This is a genomic window from Nonomuraea roseoviolacea subsp. carminata (assembly GCF_024172185.1).
GTDB lineage: Bacteria > Actinomycetota > Actinomycetes > Streptosporangiales > Streptosporangiaceae > Nonomuraea > Nonomuraea roseoviolacea.
This window is the reverse complement of sequence record NZ_JAMZEC010000001.1, coordinates 6269813-6290111: the sequence shown is the minus strand read 5'-3', so window position 1 is coordinate 6290111 and position 20299 is coordinate 6269813. Positions and strand designations below refer to the sequence as shown.

The following is a 20299-nucleotide window of genomic DNA, read 5'->3' as shown; positions in this document are numbered from 1 at the left end:
GGACGACGGGCCTCAGAGGCCGGCCAGACTCGCTCACCGTGCGCGTCGGGCCGACCGGGTCCTGGACCGGGTCAGCCGGTCGCGACCGGGCGGGTCGGGTCGGCCACCCAGTTCGACCACGAACCCACGTACAGCGCGGCCGGCAGACCCGCCAGCTCCATGGCCAGCACCTGGTGCGCGGCCGTCACCCCCGACCCGCAGTAGGCCCCGGCCCGCACCCCCTCGCGCACCCCGAGCCCGGTGAACCGCTCCCGCAGTTCCTCCGTCGGCAGGAAGCGGCCGTCCGGGCCGACGTTCTCGGCCGTCGGCGCCGACACCGCGCCCGGGACGTGCCCCGCCACGGGGTCGATCGGCTCGGTCTCGCCGCGGTAGCGCTCGGCGGACCTGGCGTCGAGCAGCACGCCGTCACCGGCCAGCGCCGCGGCCTCGTCGGCCGTGAGCATGGGCATGCCGCCGGGCTTGGCGGTGAAGTCGCCCGGCTCCACCTCGGGCACCTCGGTCACCGTCGGCAACCCCGCCGCCACCCACGCGGGCAGGCCGCCGTCGAGCACCCGGACGTCCTGGTGGCCGAAGTACCGCAGCGTCCACCAGGCGCGCGCCGCGATCGTCGAGCCGGCGTCGTCGTACACGACGACCGGCCTGGAGTTGCTCACGCCGAGCCGCCGCATCGCGGCCTCGAAGGGCGCGGCGTCGGGCAGCGGGTGCCGGCCGCCGGGGCCGGGCGGGGCGGCGAGGTCGGCGTCCACGTCGCAGTAGACGGCGCCCGGCAGGTGTCCCTCCCGGTACAGGCCGATCGCGGGCGGGCCGCCGATCCGCGAGCGGGCGTCGAGCACGGTCACGTCGTCGAGCGCGGCGAGTTCGGCGGGGGTGATCAGCGGGCTCATCTCGGCTCCTCATGGTCGGTCGTCCCGCTCGCGGGACCGGTCAACGGGTGCTCGCCTCCAGCAGCGGCACGTACTGTTCGGCGGCCGTCATCGAGCCGTGGTAGCCGGCGAAGGCCGCCTCGCGCGCGTGGGCGCGGGGCGCGACGAGGGCCAGGCCGGTGTACGGCACGGCCAGCACGTCGCCGATGCGCTTGACCCACTCGGCCCGTACGGCGGGCCCGAACCACCCGGCCTCGACCGCCTCCTCGCGCGACACCACCCACGCCTGGCCGGCCAGCCGCTCGCGCCAGGCGGTCAGCACGTCGGCGGCGGCCCCCTCCTCGGCGTACACGTGCCGGGCCCGCGCCTCGCCGCCCAGCAGGGCCACCCCGTGCCGCAGCGCCGGATCGCCCTCCACGTCGAGCTTCTCGCCGGCGTTGACCATGCCGTGGTCGGCGGTGACGTACAGGGCGCAGCCGTCCGGCAGCGCGCCGGCCAGCCGCTCGGCGAGCCGGTCGGCGGTCGCCAGCCGCCGCAGCCACTCCTCGCTTCCCCAGCCGGTCTCGTGGCCGGCGGCGTCGAGGTCGCCGTAGTAGACGGTCACGTACGCGGGCGGCTCGCGCAGGGCCTCACGGGCCCGTTCGACGCGCTCGTCCACGGTGGCGGCGGCGAGGTGGCGCACGCCCCGGTAGACGGCCTCGGTCAGGCCGGTGCCCGCGAACTCGCCCGGCGCCACGTACGCGGCCCTGACCCCCGCGTCGCGGGCCCGCTCGAACACGGTGGGGGCGGGCTGCCAGACCCGGGGGTCCATGGCCGCCCCGTCGGGCAGTGACCAGCGCAGGGCGTTGAACAGCAGGCCGGTGTCCGGCACGGCCAGGCTGACGCCCATCATGCCGTGCTCGCCGGGGGTCAGGCCGGTGCCGAGGGAGCACAGGCTCGTGACGGTGGTGGCGGGGAACCCGGCGGTCAGCGGCGGCGCGCCGGTCACCGGCCGCATGCCCTGGGAGAGGAACGGCGCCGCGTCGGCGTGGGCGCGCAGCGCCTCCGCTCCGAGGCCGTCGATCAGCAGGACGCAGACGGCGCGGGCGGGCTCGACGCGGATCGGGCCGGGCTCGGCGGAGCTCAGGCCGTCGGGGCTGGGGCCCAGGGCGGCCAGCAGGGCTCGGGGCAGGTCCGCCAGCGACGACCCGCCGTACGCGGGGATCAGGGGGGCGGTGTCGGCCATCCTCCGAGCTTAGCGGCGTGGGTCCGCCGTTCCGAGGCGCGACCGGCCGCCCTGCGCGACGCGACCCGCCGACCCGTGCGGCGCGGCCGACCACCTGCCGGACGCCACCGGCCACCTGTGCGGCGCGACCGACCACCTGCGCGACGCGACCGGCCGACCGGTACGGCGTGACCGGCCGGCCCTCGGAGCCGTGGGTCAGGAGGCGGCGCGGGCCGTGGCCTCCGACAGGGCCTTGGCGAAGGCGAGCACGTGGGAGACCGCCTCGGGCCCGTCGGCGGCCTCGCTGACGCGCAGCGACAGGTCGTCGGCCGTGATGGCGCCGGTGTAGCCGTGGTCGGCCTCGCAGTTCTCGTCGCCGCAGGTGGCGGGCTCCAGGTCGACGTGGGCGATGGCGCCCCAGCCGATCGTGAGCGTCGCCTCGGTGGGCGGCACCCCGGGCGCGTAGGAGGCGGGGTCGGGGACGACCCGGGTGACCGCGACGGACTGGATGCGGCTCAGCCGCACGGCCTCGGTGGTGGTGGAGGCGTGCGAGGCGGAGACGCCCTCGACGGCCGGGTGCTCGTCGGTGTGGCACACCAGGAGCCGGGTGCCGGTCAGCACCAGGACGGTGACGTGCCTGCGCACCTCCATGGCCGGGTCGAACGTCGCCTCATGGTGGACCACGAAGGCTGTCACGGCCTCCTTGCCCAGCGCGGATTCGACCGCATCGGTGACGAGGTCGGGATAGTAGCCGCTGCGCTCGATCGCTTCGCGCAGGCCCGCGGCTGAGACTCGGGTTTCCCTCATGGGTCCATCCTGCCAGGACGGCGCGCCGCCCTCACCTGCCGTACATAACGCTCTATAACGTCTCAAGCCGTACGGACACGCCGAAGCGCCCCGCGAGCGGCGGCCGTCGAGAGGTCAGGAAAGGCGGCGCGGGCCTCCGTCGAGGCGCGGGCCCGGCGGCGTGCGGACCGTGGCGCGGGCGCCGAGCACGATGACGCCGGACTCCCCCACCAGCACCTGGTCGAGGTCCAGCCGGGCCACCTCCGGCAGGTCGCCGGCCAGCCGGCCGACGCGCACCAGGAGGTCCTCCAGGGCGCCGACCGCCACGGGCGGGTAGCCGTACTCGCCGAACAGCAGCGGCGCGGCCCGCACCGAGCGCACCAGCCCGGCGGCGTCCTCGCGGGTGAGCGGCGCGAGCCGGAACCCCTGGTCGAGCAGCAGCCGCGCCGTCACCTCGCCCAGCCCGAACGACACGATCGGCCCGAACGCCGGGTCCTCCACGACGCCCACCACCGTCGGCACCGCGGGCTGGGGCGCCATGCGCTGCACGGCCAGCTCCACGTCCTCGCCGAGACGGCCGGCGAACTCGGTGTACGCGTGCCGGACGCTGTCGGGGCTCTCCAGGCCGAGCCGCACGGTGCCGGCCCGGCGGGAGGCGTCGGGGTCGGCGACCTTGAGCACCACGGGCCAGCCCAGCCGCCCGGCGGCCTCGACCGCCTCGTCCGGCGAACGGACCACCTCGGCCGGCCACACGTCGAGGCCGTAGCAGGAGAGCAGCTCGGCGGCGTCCACCTCGGCCTCCCGCTCGGCGGCGTCCACCTCGGCCTCCACCGGCTCGGCGACGTCCGCGTCGGCCCCCACCGGCTCGGGGGCGAGGGCGCGGGTGACCAGGTCGCGGGCGCGGGCCGTGTCGACGTCCTCCAGCTCCGGCGGCGGCGCGGCGGGCCGGGAGCGCCAGGCGGCGTAGCGCACGACGTGGGCCAGGGCCCGCACGGCCTCCTCCGGCGCCGCGTACGACGGGATGGAGCCGCGCGACGGCGTGGCCCGCGCCGCCCCGGGCCCCCGCGCGGCGCCGGGCCCGGCCGACGGCGCGGCGCCCACCCGGAGCGCCGGATGCATCCCGAGATGCCCCTCGAACGTCGCCAGCACGGGCTTGCCGGACTCCTCCGCGACCCGCAGCAGCTCGGCCGCCACCTCCTCCCCGGCTCCCGGGAGCGGCGGCGTGTAGATCACGATGGCGGCGTCCACGTCGTCCGAGGCGAGCTGCCCGGCCAGCGCCGCGCCGTACTCGGCGGCCCCGGCCGAGGCGCCCAGGTTCGCGGGAGGCCGGGGCGACAGGCCGGCGGCCACGCAGGAGTCGGCGGCCAGCAGCCCGAGGGCGTCGGAGTTGGTGACCAGGCCGACCCGCGGCCCGGCGGGCAGCGGCTGGTAGGCGAGGAGCTGGCCCACGTCGAAGAGCTGGATGAGGTCGTCCACACGGATGAGGCCGGCCTGCTCGAACAGCGAGCTGACCGCCGAGTCGGGCAGCCGCAGCTCGCGCGCGGAGTGCCCGGCCGGGGTGCCGCCGCTCTTGACCACGACGACCGGCTTGCTGCGGGAGATGCGGCGCGCCAGCCGGGTGAACTTGCGCGGATTGCCCAGCGACTCCAGGTAGAGCAGGATCACCTCGGTGGCGGCGTCCTCCTCCCAGTACTGGAGCAGGTCGTTGCCCGACACGTCGGCCCGGTTGCCCGCCGACACGAACGACGAGATGCCCATGCCGCGCTGCGCCACCCGCTGGAGCAGCGCCGTGCCGAGCGCGCCCGACTGGCTGAAGAACCCCACCCGTCCCCGGCCGGGCACGGTCGCCGCGAGCGTGGCGTTGAGCCGCACGGCCGGGTCGGTGTTGGCGATGCCCAGGCAGTTCGGGCCGACCATGCGCAGGCCGTACGCGCGGGCGATGCGCGCCAGCTCGTCCTGGCGGGCCCGCCCCTCCTCGCCGGTCTCGCCGAACCCGGACGACACCACGACGAGCCCGTGCACGCCCTTCTCCGCGCACTCCTTGACCACGTCGGCCACGCTCTCGGCGGGCACGGCGACCACGGCGAGGTCCACGGTGTCGTCGATGGCCGACACGCTCGGGTAGGCCCGCACGCCCGCCACGGCCCGCACCTCGCGGTGGACCGGGTAGACGGGGCCGGTGAAGTCGGCGGCCAGCAGGTTGCGCAGCACGGCCTGGCCGACGCCGCCGGGCTCGCGCGAGGCGCCGATCACCGCCACCGAGCCGGGCGTGAGCAGCCGGGCGATCGAGCGCGCCTCGGCGCGGTGCTCGCGCGAGGCGGTCACCTCGGCCGAGGTCTCGGTCGGGGTGAGGTCCAGGGTCATGCGGACGACGCCGTCGGCGAAGCTGCTCTCGGCGGTGTAGCCGGCCTGGCGCAGCACGCCCATCATCTTCATGTTCGCGGGCAGCACGTCGGCGACGAAGCGCTCGATGCCGCGCTCGCGCGCGGTGGCGGCCAGGTGCTCCAGCAGCACCGAGGCGACGCCGCGCCCCTGGTGGGCGTCCTCGACCAGGAACGCCACCTCGGCCTCGGTGGGACTCATCCGGTCGTAGCGGATGACGGCCACCATCTCGGTGCCGATGGTGGCGATCAGCGCGACCCGGTCCACGTAGTCGACGGTCGTGAACCAGGCCACCTCCTTGTCCGACAGCCGCGGACGCGGCCCGAAGAAGCGGAAGTAGATCGACTCGGCGGACAGGCGGGAGTAGAAGGCGCGCAGCCGGTCGGCGTCGGCGGGGCGGATCGGGCGGACGTGGGCCGTGCCGCCGTCCGCGAGGACGACATCGGCCTCCCAGTGAGCGGGGTACTGAGCCTGAGCCTGCACAGTCCCGAGACTAATCCCCGCCCGGCCCCCGCACCGATCCCGCGTCCCACATCGCAAGACCTCAGGGCCTGTTGGCAACGCTTGTGCATCGACTGCGGACCGGTGTTCGAGGACCGCCCCACGGGCCGCCCGGAAGCTGTTAGTTTTGCGGTGGCGTTTTGCCGTGGCCGGCTCGTTCTGAAGGCAGCAAGGTGGTGACATCATGACGCGGGTCGTCGTGGTGGGCGATCTCATGACCGACGCGGTCGCGCGCGCCCGTTATGCGCTCGCCCGTGCGAGCGACACCCCGGCGATCGTGACCATGCACGGTGGCGGCTCCGGGGCCAACATCGCCTCGTGGCTCGCGGTCGAGAACGCGGACGTGGCCTTCATCGGCCGCCGCGGCGCCGACATCACCGGGCGCAACCGCGACATGGAGCTCATGGGCTACGGCGTCGACGCGCGGCTCGTCATGGACCCCGAACGGCCGACCGGCACCTGCGTGGTGCTCGTCACGCACAAGGGCGAGCGCACGATGCTGTCCGACCCCGGCGCCAACGCCGCGCTCTCGCCCGAGGACCTCCCGCGCGACCTGTTCAACGGCGGCGGCCACCTCCACCTGTCCGGCTACACGCTGATCAACGAGGGCTCCCGCGACGCCGGCTTCGCCGCGCTCGACATGGCCCGCCGCTCCGGCATGTCGATCTCGGTCGACTGCGCCTCGTCCGCGCCGCTGGAGCGCACGGGCGCCGAGCCGTTCCTGGAGTGGACGAGCGGCGCCAAGCTGCTGTTCGCGAACATCGACCAGGCCAAGGTGCTGACCGGCCGCGACGAGCCGGAGGCCGCGGCCAAGGTGCTGACGGCGTTCTTCCCGCAGGTCGTCATCAAGATGAACGCCGACGGGGCGCTGTGGTTCGGCAACGGCAGCGCCGACCCGGTCCACGCGCCGGCCGAGCCGGTCGAGCGCATCATCGACGGCACGGGCGCCGGCGACGCGTTCTGCGCCGGGTTCCTGCCGCCGTGGCTGGACAACAAGCCGCCGGCCGAGGCGCTGGCCGCGGGCTGCCGCCTCGCCGCCAAGGCGATCATGCATCTGGGGGCCCGCCCCCGGCTCTAGCCCGGGCCGCTCTCCGGCCCGGGCCGCCCTCCACCCTGGCCGCCCTCCAGCCCGGGCCGCTTCTGGCGCGGGCCGCTCCGGCCGGAGCGCCGCCGCACGCCCGCCTCGCCGACGACGAGCAGGCCGCACGCCCGCTTCGCCCTCCGGTCAGGACGTGGTGGCCAGGGCGAGGGGCAGGACGGCCGGGGCGCCCGCGTGGCGGACGAGGGCCGCGGCGAGCGTCATCGTCCAGCCCGTGTCGACCTGGTCGTCCACCAGCAGCACCGGGCCGCCGCACTGGGCCACCGCCGTGCCGAGGTCGCGGGGCATGGCCAGCGTCGAGCGGACCGCGCGTACGCGCTGGGCGCTGTTGAACTGGCGGCCCGGCGGACCCGAGCGGTAGCCCAGCTCGCCGAGGTAGGTCAGCCGCCCCACCTGGGCGAGCCGCTCGGCGAACCCGCGCACGAGCTGCGGCCGGCCGGCGGAGGGCAGGCTGACCACCGCGACCGGCCGCTCCCGCCAGTCCCACGCGGCCAGCACCTGGGTCACGGCGCGGAACATGTCGTCGGGCAGCGGTCCGTCGGGGCCGGCCAGCAGCTCGCGCAGGCGGTTGCCCCAGCCGATGTCGGTGAGGCGGCCGAGCGCCCGGCCCGGCTCGGCGCCGAGCTCCGGCTTGATCCGGCCGGACAGGTCGTCGAGGCCGGTGGGCCACTGGCGGCGCGCCTCGACCGTGACGCCCGGCCTGGCCAGCCGGGCGCGGGCGCTCTCGACGGCGGGCGCGGCAATCTCGGGCGAGCGGTGCCGGCCCGTGCAGTTGTCGCACCGGCCGCACGGCCGGGCGGCGTCGTCGTCGAGCTGGCGGCGGAGGTACTGCTCGCGGCACTCGGTCGTGGTGAGGTAGCCGAGCATGGCCTCCTGCTCGGCGCGGCGCTCGGCGGCGATGCGGGAGTAGCGCTCGGTGTCGTACGCCCACGGCTCGCCGGTGGCCTGCCAGCCGCCCTTGACCCGGCGCACGGCGCCGTCGACGTCGAGGACCTTGAGCATCATCTCCAGCCGGCTGCGGCCGAGGTCGACGGCGGTCTCCAGGGCGGGCGTGGACATGGTGCCGCGCTCCTCCAGCGCGGCCAGCGTGGCCCGCACGACCGGCTCGGGCGGGAAGGCGAGCGAGGTGAAGTAGGACCAGATGTCGCGGTCCTCGGCGCCGGGCAGCAGGATCACCTCGGCCCGCTCGACGCCGCGGCCGGCCCGGCCGACCTGCTGGTAGTAGGCGACGGGCGACTGCGGGGCGCCGACGTGCACGACGAAGCCGAGGTCGGGCTTGTCGAAGCCCATGCCGAGGGCGCTGGTGGCGACCAGGGCCTTGATCTTGTTGCCGAGCAGGGCCTCCTCGGCCTCCAGCCGCTCGGCCGGGTCGGTCTGGCCGGAGTAGGCGGCCACCTCGTGGCCCTGCTCGCGCAGGTGGTCGGCGATCTCGTGGGCGGCGGCCACGGTGAGGGTGTAGACGATGCCGGAGCCGGGCAGCTCGTGCAGCGTCTGCGTCAGCCAGGCCAGGCGCTGCTCGGCGCTCGGCAGGCGCACGACGCCCAGGTGGAGGCTCTCGCGCTCCAGCGGCCCGCGCAGCACCAGGGTGTCGTGGCCGAGCTGGTCGGCGACGTCGCGGGTGACGCGGGCGTTGGCCGTGGCGGTGGTGGCCAGGACCGGGACGCCGGGCGGCAGCTCCTCGAACAGCGTGGCGAGGCGGCGGTAGTCGGGCCGGAAGTCGTGGCCCCAGTCGGAGATGCAGTGGGCCTCGTCCACCACGACGAGGCCGGCGCTCTCGGCCAGCTCGGGCAGCACGTTGTCGCGGAAGTCGGGGTTGTTGAGCCGCTCGGGGCTGACCAGCAGCACGTCGATCAGGCCGTCGGCGACCTGGCCGTAGATCTCCTCCCACGCCTCGGGGTTGGCGGAGTTGATGGTGGCGGCCCTGATGCCGGCCCGCTCGGCGGCGGCGATCTGGTTGCGCATGAGGGCGAGCAGGGGCGAGACGATGACGGTCGGGCCCTCGCCGAGCTCGCGCAGCAGCGCGGTGGCCACGAAGTAGACGGCCGACTTGCCCCAGCCGGTGCGCTGGACGACGAGGACGCGCCGCCGGTCGAGGACGAGCGCCTCGATGGCGGCCCACTGGTCGTCGCGGAGCCTGGCGTGCTCGCCGGCCAGCGCGCGCAGCCGCTCCTCGGCCTCTTCGCGCAGCACCGCCGCGTCGGGGGCTTCAGTCATGTGCTCCTTGTTACCAGGTTTCCCCGACGTTTTCGCCCGCGCGCTCCCGGGGCCGTCCGAGACCGGCCGGGCATCGTCCGGAACCACCGCCCACGACCGGACGTTGAGCGAGCGTCACCTCACCCACCGTACTCGCGGAGGCTGGATGAGCATGCTCCCCCTGACGACAGCGTGGCGGCCCCGCGGGATGGGCGGCGGGTGGGGCCGCCTGGCCCGGGTCATCTGCGCGACGGTGATGATCGCCGCCGTCGCGGGATGCTCCGGAAGCGGGCTCAAGGCGTCGTACAAACCCGTTCTCCTGCCGGTGAAGCTCGAGGTCGACCGGTCGGGGGTGCAGATCACCGGGGAGCAGTCCCTGGTCACCCCGCTCGGGGTGTTCTCGATCGGGGCGGCGTACTCCCTCGACGATCCGGACGACGCCCTGACCGTCGTCATCCGCGACGCCGGCCCCAACCCCGACGATCCGCGGGTCGTGGGCTTCGACCGGATCTACCGCGTCAGGAGCGGCACGGGCGAGTTCACCGCCATCGTCAACGGGACCGCGACGATCCAGATCGCCGACCGCCGGGTGCTCATCGACGTCACCCGGGGCGACGTGCGGACCATCGAGTTCAGGAACGCGCAGGCGACCGTCCAGCAGGGCGCTCCGGGCGTGGCCGACCGCTGGCAGGCGTTCTGGGACGACTGCTTCTACTCGCCCATGGCCCTGTCGCGATGGGCCTACGACGACTCCACCATGGGCGACTACTACGGCCTGGGCTTCGTCTGGTTCCTGCTCCGGCTGCTGGCCGCCATCGTCCTCGGCGTGGTGGACCTGATCCTCGTGGTGGCCACCTTCCTGGCCGCCATCGCGTACACCTTCCTCGGGCAGACCGCCCGCAACATCGTCTACGGCGTCGAGGCCCTCGCGCTCGCCTTCCTCCTCCTGCTCGGGTGGGCGACCTCGGACGTCTAGGTCACTTGTCGGCGTGCTCCGGGAAGGCGTTGATGGTCACCCGGTGCATCCGCCGGCGTTCGGTGTAGTCGGCCACCGCGTAGTGCTGGGTGGGCCGGTTGTCCCAGAAGGCCAGCGTGCCGGGGCGCCAGCGCAGCCGCACCTGGTACTCGGGCGAGCGGACGTGGTCGATCAGCAGCGGCAGCAGGGCCTCGTTCTCGCGGTCGGTGAGGCCGACCAGGCGCGTGGTGGAGGAGCGGTTGACGAACAGCGCCTTGCGCCCCGTCTCGGGGTGGACGCGCACGACGGGCCGCTCGATCGGCGGCCACTTGGCCTGCACCTCCTTCAGGTCGAACGGGTGCCCCTTGGAGATGGCCTTCTTCATCGACATGGTGATGTCGTGCACGGCGGTCAGCTCGTCGCACAGCCGCTGGAGCGAGGGCGAGAGCGTCTCGTACGCCAGATAGGTGTTCGCCCAGAGCGTGTCGCCGCCGACGCTGGGGAGCTGCACGCAGCGCAGCAGCGAGCCCATGGGCGGGGTCGGCTCGAAGGTGTTGTCGCTGTGCCACTCGTCGCCGCCCTCGCCCTTGGGGTCGGTCTGGTCGAGCACGTGGATGGGGCTGGCGCCGTCCTTCTTGAACGCGGGGTGGTTGAGCGTGCCGAAGTTGAGCGCGAACTGCAGGTGCTGCTCGTCGTCGATGGGCTGGTCGCGGAAGAACAGCACCAGGTGCCGGAGCCAGCCCTCGCGGAGGGTCGCGACCTCTTCCTGGGACAACGGCTTGCGCAGGTCCACGCCGGTCACCTCGGCGCCGATGTGGCGGGTGACGGGATGAAACTCGATCATGACGCCTCCGGAGACGAGGGTTATCCCTTTCCGGAACGTAACGCCCAAGCAATTGCTTGGTCAAGTGCACGGCGACCTGGCCGTTCGACTCGAACACGTATGCTAAAAGTCGTCGTGGCGGTTGGTACGATGCGTGCGGACGGCTGGCTTCACTGATCCGGCGGCGGGAGGCGCCTGTGCCATCATCTCCAGGGGCGCACCACGCCCCCGCCCCCACCGCCGTACGGGCCGCCGGCCGTCGCACCGCGACCGGGCCGGCCCGCGTCGGCGCCGCACCCGCCGATCCGGCCCATCTCCACCGAGCCGACGGCTACGGTTACAGCACAAGGACAGGAGGATGCGCTTCCCCCTCGGCGCGACGGCCGAGGTAGCCGCGCAGCATCAAGATGGCCCGACGCACGACTGCACCCCCGCCTGAGGACTTCGAGGAGCGGATCGTCGACATCGACGTGTCCTCGGAGATGCGCACCAGCTTCCTCGAGTACGCCTACTCGGTCATCTACCAGCGGGCGCTGCCCGACGCCCGCGACGGCCTCAAGCCGGTGCAGCGGCGCATCCTCTACTCGATGAGCGAGATGGGCCTGCGCCCCGACCGCGGGCACGTCAAGTCCTCGCGCGTCGTCGGCGACGTCATGGGCAAGCTCCACCCCCACGGCGACACCGCGATCTACGACGCGGTGGTCCGGCTGGCGCAGCCGTTCTCCATGCGACTGCCCCTCGTCGACGGCCACGGCAACTTCGGCTCGCCCGACGACCTGCCGGCCGCCATGCGCTACACCGAGGCCCGCCTCGCGCCGGCCGCGATGCTCATGGTCGAGTCGCTCGACGAGGACACCGTCGACTTCAAGCCCAACTACGACGGCCAGGAGACCGAGCCCACGGTCATGCCGTCGGCGTTCCCCAACCTCCTGGTCAACGGCACCACCGGCATCGCCGTCGGCATGGCCACCAACATGGCGCCGCACAACCTCACCGAGGTCGTGGCCGCCGCCCGCCACCTGATCAAGAAGCCCGACGCGACGCTCGACGACCTCATGCGGTTCGTCCCGGGTCCCGACCTGCCGACGGGCGGCACGATCATCGGCCTGCAGGGCATCCGCGACGCCTACGAGAGCGGGCGCGGCACGTTCCGCATGCGCGCCAAGTGCGTGGTCGAGCAGATCACCCCGCGCCGCAAGGGCATCGTCGTCACCGAGCTGCCCTACAACGTCGGCCCGGAGCGCGTCGTCGCCAAGATCAAGGAGCTGGTCAACGCCAAGAAGCTCCAGGGCATCGCCGACCTCAAGGACCTCACCGACCGGCACAAGGGCCTGCGTCTCGTCATCGAGATCAAGAACGGGTTCATCCCCGAGGCGGTGCTGGAGGAGCTCTACCGGCTCACGCCGATGGAGGAGACGTTCGGCATCAACAACGTCGCCCTGGTCGACGGCGAGCCGCGCACCCTCGGCCTGCGCGAGCTGCTGAGCGTCTACGTCGACCACCGCCTGGAGGTCGTGCGCCGCCGCTCCGAGTTCCGCCGCCGCAAGCGCGAGGAGCGCCTGCATCTGGTCGACGGCCTCATCGTCGCGCTGCTCAACATCGACGAGGTCATCCAGGTCATCCGCTCCTCCGACGACTCCGCGCAGGCGCGCACGCGCCTGATGGAGGTCTTCGACCTCACCGACATCCAGGCCGCGTACATCCTCGACACGCCGCTGCGCCGGCTGACCCGCTACGACAAGCTGGAGCTCGACAGCGAGAAGGAGCGGCTGACCGACGAGATCGCCGAGCTGACCGGCATCCTGTCGTCCGACGCGCGGCTGCGCCAGGTCGTCTCGGCGGAGCTGGCCGAGGTGGCCAAGAAGTACGGCACGCCGCGCCGCACCGTGCTGCTGGAGTCGTCGGGCACGCCCCGCACGGCCACGGTGGAGCTCCAGGTGGCCGACGAGCCGTGCCTGGCGCTGCTGTCGTCCACGGGGCTGCTGGCCCGCACCACCGACGCCTCCCCCCTGTCGGGCGAGGGCGACCGGTCCTCGCACGACGTCCTCGTCTCGGCCGTGCGCACGTCGGCGCGCGGCGAGATCGGGATCGTGACGTCCCTGGGCCGGCTCATCCGGGTTCAGGTGGTCGACCTGCCCATCCTGCCGCCCACGGCCTCGCCGCCGTCGCTGTCCGGCGGCCATCCGGTGTCGGAGTTCGTGACGCTGGAGACCGGCGAGACCGTGGTGGGGCTCGGCGCCCTCGACCCCGACGGCCCCGGGCTGGCGCTCGGCACGGCGCAGGGCGTCGTCAAGCGGGTGGTGCCCGACTACCCGGCCAACCGCGACGACTTCGAGGTGATCACCCTGAAGGACGGCGACACCGTCGTCGGCGCGGCCGAGCTCGAATCGGAGGAGCACGACCTGGTGTTCATCACCTCCGACGCGCAGCTCCTGCGCTACCAGGCGTCGCAGGTACGCCCGCAGGGGCGGCCCGCGGGCGGCATGACCGGCATCCGCCTCGACGGCTCGGCCCGGGTGATCTTCTTCGGCGTGGTCGACCCGGCGCGCGAGTCCCGCGTCGTGACCGTGGCCGGGTCGTCCACCGCCCTGCCCGGCACGCAGGTGGGCGGCGGCAAGGTGTCCGACTACGCCGAGTTCCCGCCCAAGGGCCGGGCCACGGGCGGCGTGCGGGCGCAGCGGTTCCTGAAAGGCGAGGACGTGCTGCTGCTGGCCTGGGCCGGCCCGGCGCCCGCCAAGGCGGTGTCCTCCACGGGCAAGCCGGTGCCGCTGCCGGAGGAGCTCGGCCGCCGCGACGGCTCGGGCGACCGCCTCACCCACACGATCGGCGCGGTCGGCGGCGCGCTGGGCGCGGGCGGCCCGGTGACGGCCGCCTCGGCCGCCGCGGTGGCCCCGGACGGGTCGATCCCGCTGGAAGGCACGGTGGCCATGGACTCCTCGGAGGTGGCCGACACGCCTCCGTCGGCGAACGGCTCCGGCCCAGGGCACTAGCTCGGGATGTCATCGGCGCGGTGGGCCGGGGCAGGAAGGGTGTTTCCCGCCCCGGCCCGGAAGCGTTTCTCCCGCCCCGGCCCGGAAGCGTGTTTCCCATCCCGGCCCGGAAGCGTTTCTCCCGCCCCGGCCGGGGAGCGTGTTTCCCGCCCCAGCCGGGGAGCGTGTTTCCCGCCCCGGCCGGGGAGCGTGTTTCCCGCCACGCGGAGGCCGCCGCCTCCTGGGCCCGGGCGGTCAGTGGCCGTGCGGGCCCCGGCGGCCGTACGTGAGGCTCGGGCGCGGGAGGGATGCGGGCGCTTTTGATGCGTTCGAGGGACACGCGGCTCGGGAGCCTCTCGCGGCGCGCGTCGAGACAGCGCCGTGCGTGCGGCGGCGCGTGCGTGCGCACGAGGGCGTGCGTGCGGCGGCGCGTGCGTGCGCACCTGTGCGCGCCGCCGGAGGGCGCGCGCATGGGCCGCAGCGGGGGGTTGACCAGGTGGCGTGAACCTTTTTCGGAGCACGTGTTGCGAAATGTGCGCTGTGCCCGATCTCTCTCGTGAGAGAGCGCTCTCTCCCGAGGGAGGTATCGTGTTCCGAGCCAGATCCCCGTTATGGGCGGCCCTCGCCCTCATGGCCGCCATGGCCGTGGCCGCCCCCAGCCCGCCCGCCGTGGCGACCACCGCCGCGCAGCCGGGCGAGCCCGTCACCCTCACCGACTTCGAGACCGGCGGGCTGCCTCCGGGCGTCGGCGCCTGGGGCAACGACGGCCCGTCCACTCCGGCCCTGACCGTCGAACCCGCCCCCGACCGCCCCGGCGCGCCCGCCGGCAACCACGCGCTCCAGGCCGTCTACGCCGTCAGCCAGTGGGGCGGCTGGACCCACGACCTGACCGCCACCCAGGACTGGTCCGGCTACGAGGGCTTCTCCTTCTGGGTCAAGGGCACCGGGTCCGGGCAGCGGATCTTCTTCGAGATCAAGGACGGCGGCGCCGGCGCGGGCTCCTCCGAGCTGTTCGAGTCCTCGTTCACCGACGACACGGCCGGCTGGCGGCAGGTGCGCACGCCGTTCGCGGACTTCGTGCGCCGCGCCGACTACCAGCCCGGCGGCGCGCCGACGGACGGCGACCTGGACCTGGTCGCCATGTGGGGCTACTCCATGCGCCTGCCCGCCGCCGCCTCCGGCACGCTGCTGTGGGACGACGTCCAGGTGTACGGCACGGCTCCCCCACGCCCGGTACGGCTGGCGACGGACCGCCCGGTGTACCCGGTCGCCGAGAAGGGCTCGGCGGAGGTGCGCGTCTCCATCAGCACCGCCACCGGCGCCCCGCTCCCCGCCGACCTCAAGGTGGACTACCGCACGGGCGCCGGCACCGCCACGCCCGGCGAGGACTACACCCCGGCCGAGGGCACGCTGACCTTCCCGGCGGGCACCGCCTCCGGCGCGGCGAAGTCGTTCACCGTCAGGACGCTGGCCGACCGGGCGCCGGAGGTCGCCGAGACCATCCCGATCACGCTGTCCGGCGACGGCGTGCGGCCGCCCGCCGAGCCGCCGGTCGTCGTGATCGACGCGCACGGCCTGCCGTACCTCGACGCCCGCAAGCCCGTCCGGCAACGCGTCGCCGACCTGCTCGGCCGCATGACGCTGGAGGAGAAGGTCGGCCAGATGACGCAGGCCGAGCGGCAGGCGCTGGCCGCGCCGGGCGACATCGCCACCCGCCTGCTCGGCTCGCTGCTGTCGGGCGGCGGCTCCACCCCGACGCCCAACACGCCGAAGGCGTGGGCCGACATGGTGGACGCCTTCCAGCTCCAGGCGCGGCGCACCCGCCTGCAGATCCCGCTCGTCTACGGCGTGGACGCCGTCCACGGCCACAACAACGTGGCCGGGGCGACGATCTTCCCGCACAACGCCGGCCTCGGCGCCACCCGCGACCCCGATCTCGTCGAGAAGGCAGGCGCGGTCACCGCCCGCGAGGTCAGGGCGACGGGCGTCCCGTGGGACTTCGCGCCGTGCCTGTGCGTGTCGCGCGACGACCGCTGGGGCCGGGCCTACGAGTCGTTCAGCGAGGACCCCTCCCTGGTCTCCCGGATGACCACGATCATCGACGGGCTGCAGCGGAACGGCGTCCTGGCCACGGCCAAGCACTACGTCGGCGACGGCGGCACCGTCTACGGCTCCTCCACCTCCGGCGACTACACGATCGACCAGGGCGTCACCCGGGTGAGCCGGCAGGAGCTGGAGGCCGTCCACCTGGCGCCGTTCGCGGAGGCGGTCCGGCGGGGCGTGGGCGCGGTCATGCCGTCGTTCTCCAGCGTGGACCTCGGCCAGGGGCCGACCAAGATGCACGCCCACCGCGAGCTGATCACGGACGTGCTCAAGGGACGGCTCGGCTTCAAGGGGTTCGTGGTCAGCGACTGGCAGGCGATCGACCAGATCCCCGGCGACTACCCGAGCGACGTGCGGACCTCGATCAACGCCGGCCTGGACATGATCATGGTGCCGTACGCGTACGCGGAGTTCGAGAGCACGCTGAAGGCCGAGGTGGAGGCCGGCCGGGTGCCGATGAGCCGTGTGGACGACGCCGTGGCGCGGATCCTCACGCAGAAGTTCCGGCTCGGCCTGTTCGAGCACCCGTACGCGGACCGGTCGGGGCTGCCGGACGTCGGCTCGGCCGCGCACCGGGCGGTGGCGCGCACGGCGGCGGCCCGCTCGCAGGTGCTGCTGAAGAACGACGGCGGCCTGCTGCCGCTGCGCCGCGACGCCAAGGTGTACGTGGCCGGGTCGAACGCCGACGACCTCGGCAACCAGTCGGGCGGCTGGACGATCACCTGGCAGGGCTCGTCCGGGCCGATCACGACGGGCACGACGATCCTGTCGGCCATCCGCTCGCGCGCCGCGTCGGTCACCTGGTCCCGGGACGCCTCGGCGCCGCTCGCCGGGCACGACGTGGGCGTCGTGGTGGTGGGCGAGACGCCGTACGCGGAGGGGTTCGGTGACGTGGGCCGCGCCGGTCGCACGCTGGACCTCTCGGCCGCCGACCGGGCCGCGGTGGACCGGGTGTGCGGGGCGATGAAGTGCGTGGTGCTGGTCGTGTCGGGGCGGCCGATGGTCCTCGGCGACCTGTCGCGCGTCACGGCGCTGGTCGCGTCGTGGCTGCCCGGCACGGAGGGCGCGGGCGTGGCGGACCCGCTGTTCGGGGCCGTGCCGTACACGGGCCGGCTGCCCTTCACCTGGTTCCGCACGGCCGCGCAGCTCCCGATCAACGTGGGCGACGCGGCGTACGACCCGCTGTTCCCGTACGGCTGGGGCCTGCGGACCGACCCGGGCCGCGACCGGCTCAGGGCGCTGCGCGACCGGCTCGCGGGCGGCGACGCCGCGGCGAAGGGCGCCGCGGTGGCGCTGACGGTCGCGCTGCCGGAGCGCAACTGGGGCGCCGACGGGACGGTGCGTGACTCCCGCGTCGTGCTGGGCGCGCTGGAGGCCGCGGCGGCGCTGCTGGAACGGTCGGCCACGGACACGTACCAGCAGGACGACACGCTGGCGTCGGTGGCGCGGGACGTGGCGCAGGCGACGGGCCGGCGGCCCGACCTGACGGCCCGCGCGGACCAGGAGCTGGCGGCGGGCCGGGTACGGCAGGCGGTGAGCCTGCTGGCGCAGGCGGCCCGCTGAGCCCTTCCTGCGGGACTGGATCGCGGCGAGGGGCCGGGTCTCCCGCGGGAGACCCGGCCCCTCCTGCACCGGAATTCCAGGGCGGGGGCCCCTGGCTCGATTCCTGGGCGTCCTGGACGTCCGGCTGCTCGGGGGACCGGGCGGCGAAGGCCGGTCGGTCAGTGGTGCTCGAACGGGGCGGCCGTCGAAGGCCGGTCGGTGGCGGCGGAGCGGTCAGTCGTCGGAGACGTCGCGGCAGAGGCAGAACGGGTGCCCCGCCGGGTCGAGGAAGACGCGGAAGGTGTCCCCCTCGCTCGGCTGGTGGTCGTGCTTGGTGGCGCCCAGCTCGATGACCGCCTTCTCCGCCTGCTCCATGTCCCGCACGGTCAGGTCGAGGTGGAACTGCTGGGGACGCTCGGAGCGGGGCCAGATCGGCGGGCGGTAGTCCTCGACCCGCTGGAACGCCAGCCGCTTCGGCGAGCCGCCGTCGGTGACGACCACCCAGTCGTCGTCCCGGTCGTCCATCGACCAGCCCAGCACTCCCGCGTAGAACTCGCCCAGCATGCGCGGATTCGCGCAGTCGAGGACGATCGTGCGGAATTCCGCGATGCCCTTCACCACAAACCTCCCAGAGCGTTCCGACGGCGGGACTACCCAGGCGACGCCTCCCCACACCGGCGATCTGCCGTCGCGCGGTGGCCGCGCCGCGGCGGAGGGCCCTTCCATGGAGGTCGGAACGCATGCGCGGCGCCAGGATCGCCCCAGGCGCCGCGAGCCTGCGCCCGGGACTGAGCCGACCGGACCCGCGCCTACGCCGTCGTCGCCGCGACCGTGGGCAGGGCGAGGATCAGTTCGCGGGGCTCGCCGCCCTCCCAGAGGCGCACCATCCGGGTGCCCTCCGGCCCGGGGTCGAACACGAACCCGTCCTCACCGCCCGGGGCGCCGAAGCACCCGGCCTCCGCGAGCCGCTCGATGAGCGGATCGTCGTCCGGGAGGGCGGCCGCGTAGGCGGCGGCGTCGAGGAGCGCCAGCGCGGACCGCGCGTTGCGGCCCGCGTCGTTGGACTCGACCCGGTCGAGACGGCGTCGCGCCTGGGCGCGGAAGTACGCGGCGAGGGATTCGGACCTACTCACGACAACCTTCTTCGGCTACTCACACTTAGGGCTACGACATCATCACCCATCGTGACGGCCGATGGTGGGACCTTGACCAACTCTCGCCTGTCGGGACCCCGGGCGCGTTCCTCAATACGGCATGGGGCACTATCTCAGCATGAGTGCGTTCGACGATGTGATTGCCGGAAACGCGGAATACGCCACGGGATTCGCGAACTCCGGCCTGACCGGCCGCGCGGCACGCGGACTCGCGGTGGTCACGTGCATGGACTCCCGCATCGACCCCCTCGGACTGCTGGGCCTGAAGGCGGGTGACGCCAAGATCCTGCGCAACGCCGGCGCCCGCGTCACCGACGACGTCCTGCGTACTCTGGTCCTGGCCGTGTACCTGCTGGGCGTGGAGCGCGTGCTGGTGATGCCGCACACGGACTGCGGCATGGCCAAGGTGACGGACGGCGACGTGCACGACCTCACGCAGGTGCACGGGGTGGACACCCGCAGCCTGGAGTTCCACACGGTGCCCGACCAGGACGCGGCGCTGCGCCACGACCTCACCCGCATCCGCACCTCGCCGTTCCTGCCCAAGGACATGCCGGTCGGCGGCGCCATCTACGACGTCCACACGGGAAAGCTGATGCCGGTCTCCCTCTGACGGGAGCTTTCCGGGGGTCGGGGCCTCGTAGGGCGGCCCCATGATGGACGGCCCCATGATGGATGGCATGGTGAGACTGGGAGCCGCGCGCGAGGCCGCGGCGCGATGGGTGTCCGAGCACGCGCGCCGCGATCCCGGCTATCGCGGCGCGTACGTCACCGGGTCCACGGTGGGGCTGCCGGACGACGCCGAGCTGCCGCCGTCCTCGGACCTGGACCTCTTCGTGGTCACGGAGACCGCGGGCGCCAAACCCGGCAAGCTGCGCTACCGGGGCGTCCTGCTGGAGGTCAGCCACCTCCCGTGGTCCGCCCTCGGGTCGCCGGACGAGGTGCTGGCGTCGTACCACCTGGCGGGCGCGTTCCGGACGGACACGGTGATCGACGACCCGACCGGCCGCCTGCGCGCCGTCCAGGAGCACGTGGCGGCGCGCTTCGCCGCCCGGCCGTGGGTGCGCCGCCGGTGCGAAGACGCCGTGCGCAGGATCGAGACGCGTCTCGCGGCGCTCGCCGCCCCCGGGGACCGCGCGTTCCACGAGCAGGTCATGACCTGGCTGTTCGCGACCGGGGTCACCACCCACGTGCTGCTGGTCGCCGCCCTGCGCAATCCGACGGTACGGCTGCGCTACCCGGCGGCGCGCGAGGTCCTGGCCTCCTACGGGCCGTCCGGCCTCTACCCGGAGCTGCTGGACCTCCTCGGCTGCTCCGACCTGTCCGCCGAGCGGGTCCGGCACCACGTGGGCGAGCTGGCCGGGACGTTCGACCTGGCGGCGGACGTCGCGACGACCGCGTTCCCCTTCAGCGGCGACATCACCCCGGCGGCCCGGCCCATCGCGATCGGCGGCAGCCTGGAGCTCGTGGAGCGCGGCGACCACCGTGAGGCCGTGTTCTGGATCATCGCGACGTTCGCCCGCTGTCACGCGATCCTGGCGGCCGACGCGCCCGAGCTCCACCACTCCCGCCTGCCCGCGTTCCGGGCCGCGCTTGCGGACCTCGGCATCGTCTCCCCCGCCGACCTGCGGCGGCGCGGCGCGGAGGTCACCCGCTTCCTGCCCCGCCTCCGGCAGGCCGCCGAGCACATCCTGGCCGTCAACCCGGCCGTCACCGGCTGAGTCC

14 protein-coding genes are annotated in these 20299 nt (G+C 74.2%); 6 read left to right on the top strand and 8 right to left on the bottom strand.

Annotation, left to right across the window (positions count from 1 at the left end; translation table 11 throughout):
* Window positions 1–71: 71 nt before the first annotated feature.
* The 4 genes from HD595_RS29085 to HD595_RS29070 form a co-directional block, all read right to left on the bottom strand.
* A complete protein-coding gene (locus HD595_RS29085; protein ID WP_253774474.1) occupies window positions 72–884 on the bottom strand; it encodes a sulfurtransferase in 813 nt (270 codons plus the stop codon).
* A 40-nt stretch (window positions 885–924) separates the two neighbouring features.
* Window positions 925–2088, bottom strand: a complete 1164-nt coding sequence (locus HD595_RS29080) for an alkaline phosphatase family protein (RefSeq protein ID WP_253774472.1) — start codon at window positions 2086–2088, stop codon at window positions 925–927.
* 195 nt (window positions 2089–2283) lie between these two features.
* Window positions 2284–2874, bottom strand: coding sequence for a DUF5998 family protein (locus HD595_RS29075; protein WP_175588167.1), 591 nt, complete (start codon window positions 2872–2874; stop codon window positions 2284–2286).
* 114 nt (window positions 2875–2988) lie between these two features.
* Window positions 2989–5718: a bifunctional acetate--CoA ligase family protein/GNAT family N-acetyltransferase gene (locus HD595_RS29070; protein ID WP_253774469.1), complete on the bottom strand. Its 2730-nt coding sequence runs from the start codon at window positions 5716–5718 to the stop codon at window positions 2989–2991.
* Between the two features lie 202 nt (window positions 5719–5920).
* Here HD595_RS29070 and HD595_RS29065 point away from each other — a divergent pair, with 202 nt between their 5' ends.
* Window positions 5921–6814 carry a carbohydrate kinase family protein gene (locus tag HD595_RS29065; RefSeq protein WP_253774467.1) on the top strand — a complete coding sequence of 298 codons (894 nt, stop codon included), beginning with the start codon at window positions 5921–5923 and terminating at the stop codon, window positions 6812–6814.
* Between the two features lie 147 nt (window positions 6815–6961).
* Here HD595_RS29065 and HD595_RS29060 read toward each other — a convergent pair whose 3' ends face one another.
* On the bottom strand, window positions 6962–9049 hold the full coding sequence (locus HD595_RS29060; protein ID WP_253774465.1) for a RecQ family ATP-dependent DNA helicase: 2088 nt from the start codon (window positions 9047–9049) through the stop codon (window positions 6962–6964).
* A gap of 145 nt (window positions 9050–9194) precedes the next feature.
* Here HD595_RS29060 and HD595_RS29055 point away from each other — a divergent pair, with 145 nt between their 5' ends.
* Window positions 9195–10004, top strand: coding sequence for a hypothetical protein (locus HD595_RS29055; protein ID WP_253774463.1), 810 nt, complete (start codon window positions 9195–9197; stop codon window positions 10002–10004).
* A gap of 1 nt (window position 10005) precedes the next feature.
* Here HD595_RS29055 and HD595_RS29050 read toward each other — a convergent pair whose 3' ends face one another.
* On the bottom strand, window positions 10006–10827 hold the full coding sequence (locus HD595_RS29050; protein ID WP_253774461.1) for a TauD/TfdA dioxygenase family protein: 822 nt from the start codon (window positions 10825–10827) through the stop codon (window positions 10006–10008).
* Window positions 10828–11213: 386 nt separating this feature from the next.
* On the opposite strand from HD595_RS29050, the gene HD595_RS29045 reads away from it, so the two are divergent.
* Window positions 11214–13796, top strand: coding sequence for a DNA gyrase/topoisomerase IV subunit A (locus tag HD595_RS29045; RefSeq protein WP_253774460.1), 2583 nt, complete (start codon window positions 11214–11216; stop codon window positions 13794–13796).
* A gap of 567 nt (window positions 13797–14363) precedes the next feature.
* A complete protein-coding gene (locus tag HD595_RS29040; RefSeq protein WP_253774458.1) occupies window positions 14364–17441 on the top strand; it encodes a glycoside hydrolase family 3 N-terminal domain-containing protein in 3078 nt (1025 codons plus the stop codon).
* Window positions 17442–17654: 213 nt separating this feature from the next.
* Here HD595_RS29040 and HD595_RS29035 read toward each other — a convergent pair whose 3' ends face one another.
* The gene (locus tag HD595_RS29035; protein ID WP_253774456.1) at window positions 17655–18038 is read right to left on the bottom strand and encodes a VOC family protein; all 384 of its coding nucleotides are present in this window, start codon (window positions 18036–18038) and stop codon (window positions 17655–17657) included.
* A gap of 191 nt (window positions 18039–18229) precedes the next feature.
* Complete coding sequence (locus tag HD595_RS29030) at window positions 18230–18553, bottom strand: hypothetical protein (protein ID WP_253774454.1); 324 nt, start codon at window positions 18551–18553, stop codon at window positions 18230–18232.
* 139 nt (window positions 18554–18692) lie between these two features.
* Here HD595_RS29030 and HD595_RS29025 point away from each other — a divergent pair, with 139 nt between their 5' ends.
* Together HD595_RS29025 and HD595_RS29020 are read left to right on the top strand one after the other, a co-directional pair.
* Window positions 18693–19187 carry a beta-class carbonic anhydrase gene (locus HD595_RS29025; protein ID WP_253774452.1) on the top strand — a complete coding sequence of 165 codons (495 nt, stop codon included), beginning with the start codon at window positions 18693–18695 and terminating at the stop codon, window positions 19185–19187.
* Window positions 19188–19254: 67 nt separating this feature from the next.
* Window positions 19255–20295: a hypothetical protein gene (locus HD595_RS29020; RefSeq protein ID WP_253774450.1), complete on the top strand. Its 1041-nt coding sequence runs from the start codon at window positions 19255–19257 to the stop codon at window positions 20293–20295.
* Window positions 20296–20299 lie beyond the last annotated feature (4 nt).

Coding starts and splice junctions, on each gene's coding strand:
- HD595_RS29085 (WP_253774474.1), bottom strand. CDS start 884: ATGAGCCCGCTGATCACCCCCGCCGAACTCGCCGCGCTCGACGACGTG.
- HD595_RS29080 (WP_253774472.1), bottom strand. CDS start 2,088: ATGGCCGACACCGCCCCCCTGATCCCCGCGTACGGCGGGTCGTCGCTG.
- HD595_RS29075 (WP_175588167.1), bottom strand. CDS start 2,874: ATGAGGGAAACCCGAGTCTCAGCCGCGGGCCTGCGCGAAGCGATCGAG.
- HD595_RS29065 (WP_253774467.1), top strand. CDS start 5,921: ATGACGCGGGTCGTCGTGGTGGGCGATCTCATGACCGACGCGGTCGCG.
- HD595_RS29060 (WP_253774465.1), bottom strand. CDS start 9,049: ATGACTGAAGCCCCCGACGCGGCGGTGCTGCGCGAAGAGGCCGAGGAG.
- HD595_RS29055 (WP_253774463.1), top strand. CDS start 9,195: ATGAGCATGCTCCCCCTGACGACAGCGTGGCGGCCCCGCGGGATGGGC.
- HD595_RS29050 (WP_253774461.1), bottom strand. CDS start 10,827: ATGATCGAGTTTCATCCCGTCACCCGCCACATCGGCGCCGAGGTGACC.
- HD595_RS29045 (WP_253774460.1), top strand. CDS start 11,214: ATGGCCCGACGCACGACTGCACCCCCGCCTGAGGACTTCGAGGAGCGG.
- HD595_RS29025 (WP_253774452.1), top strand. CDS start 18,693: ATGAGTGCGTTCGACGATGTGATTGCCGGAAACGCGGAATACGCCACG.
- HD595_RS29020 (WP_253774450.1), top strand. CDS start 19,255: ATGGTGAGACTGGGAGCCGCGCGCGAGGCCGCGGCGCGATGGGTGTCC.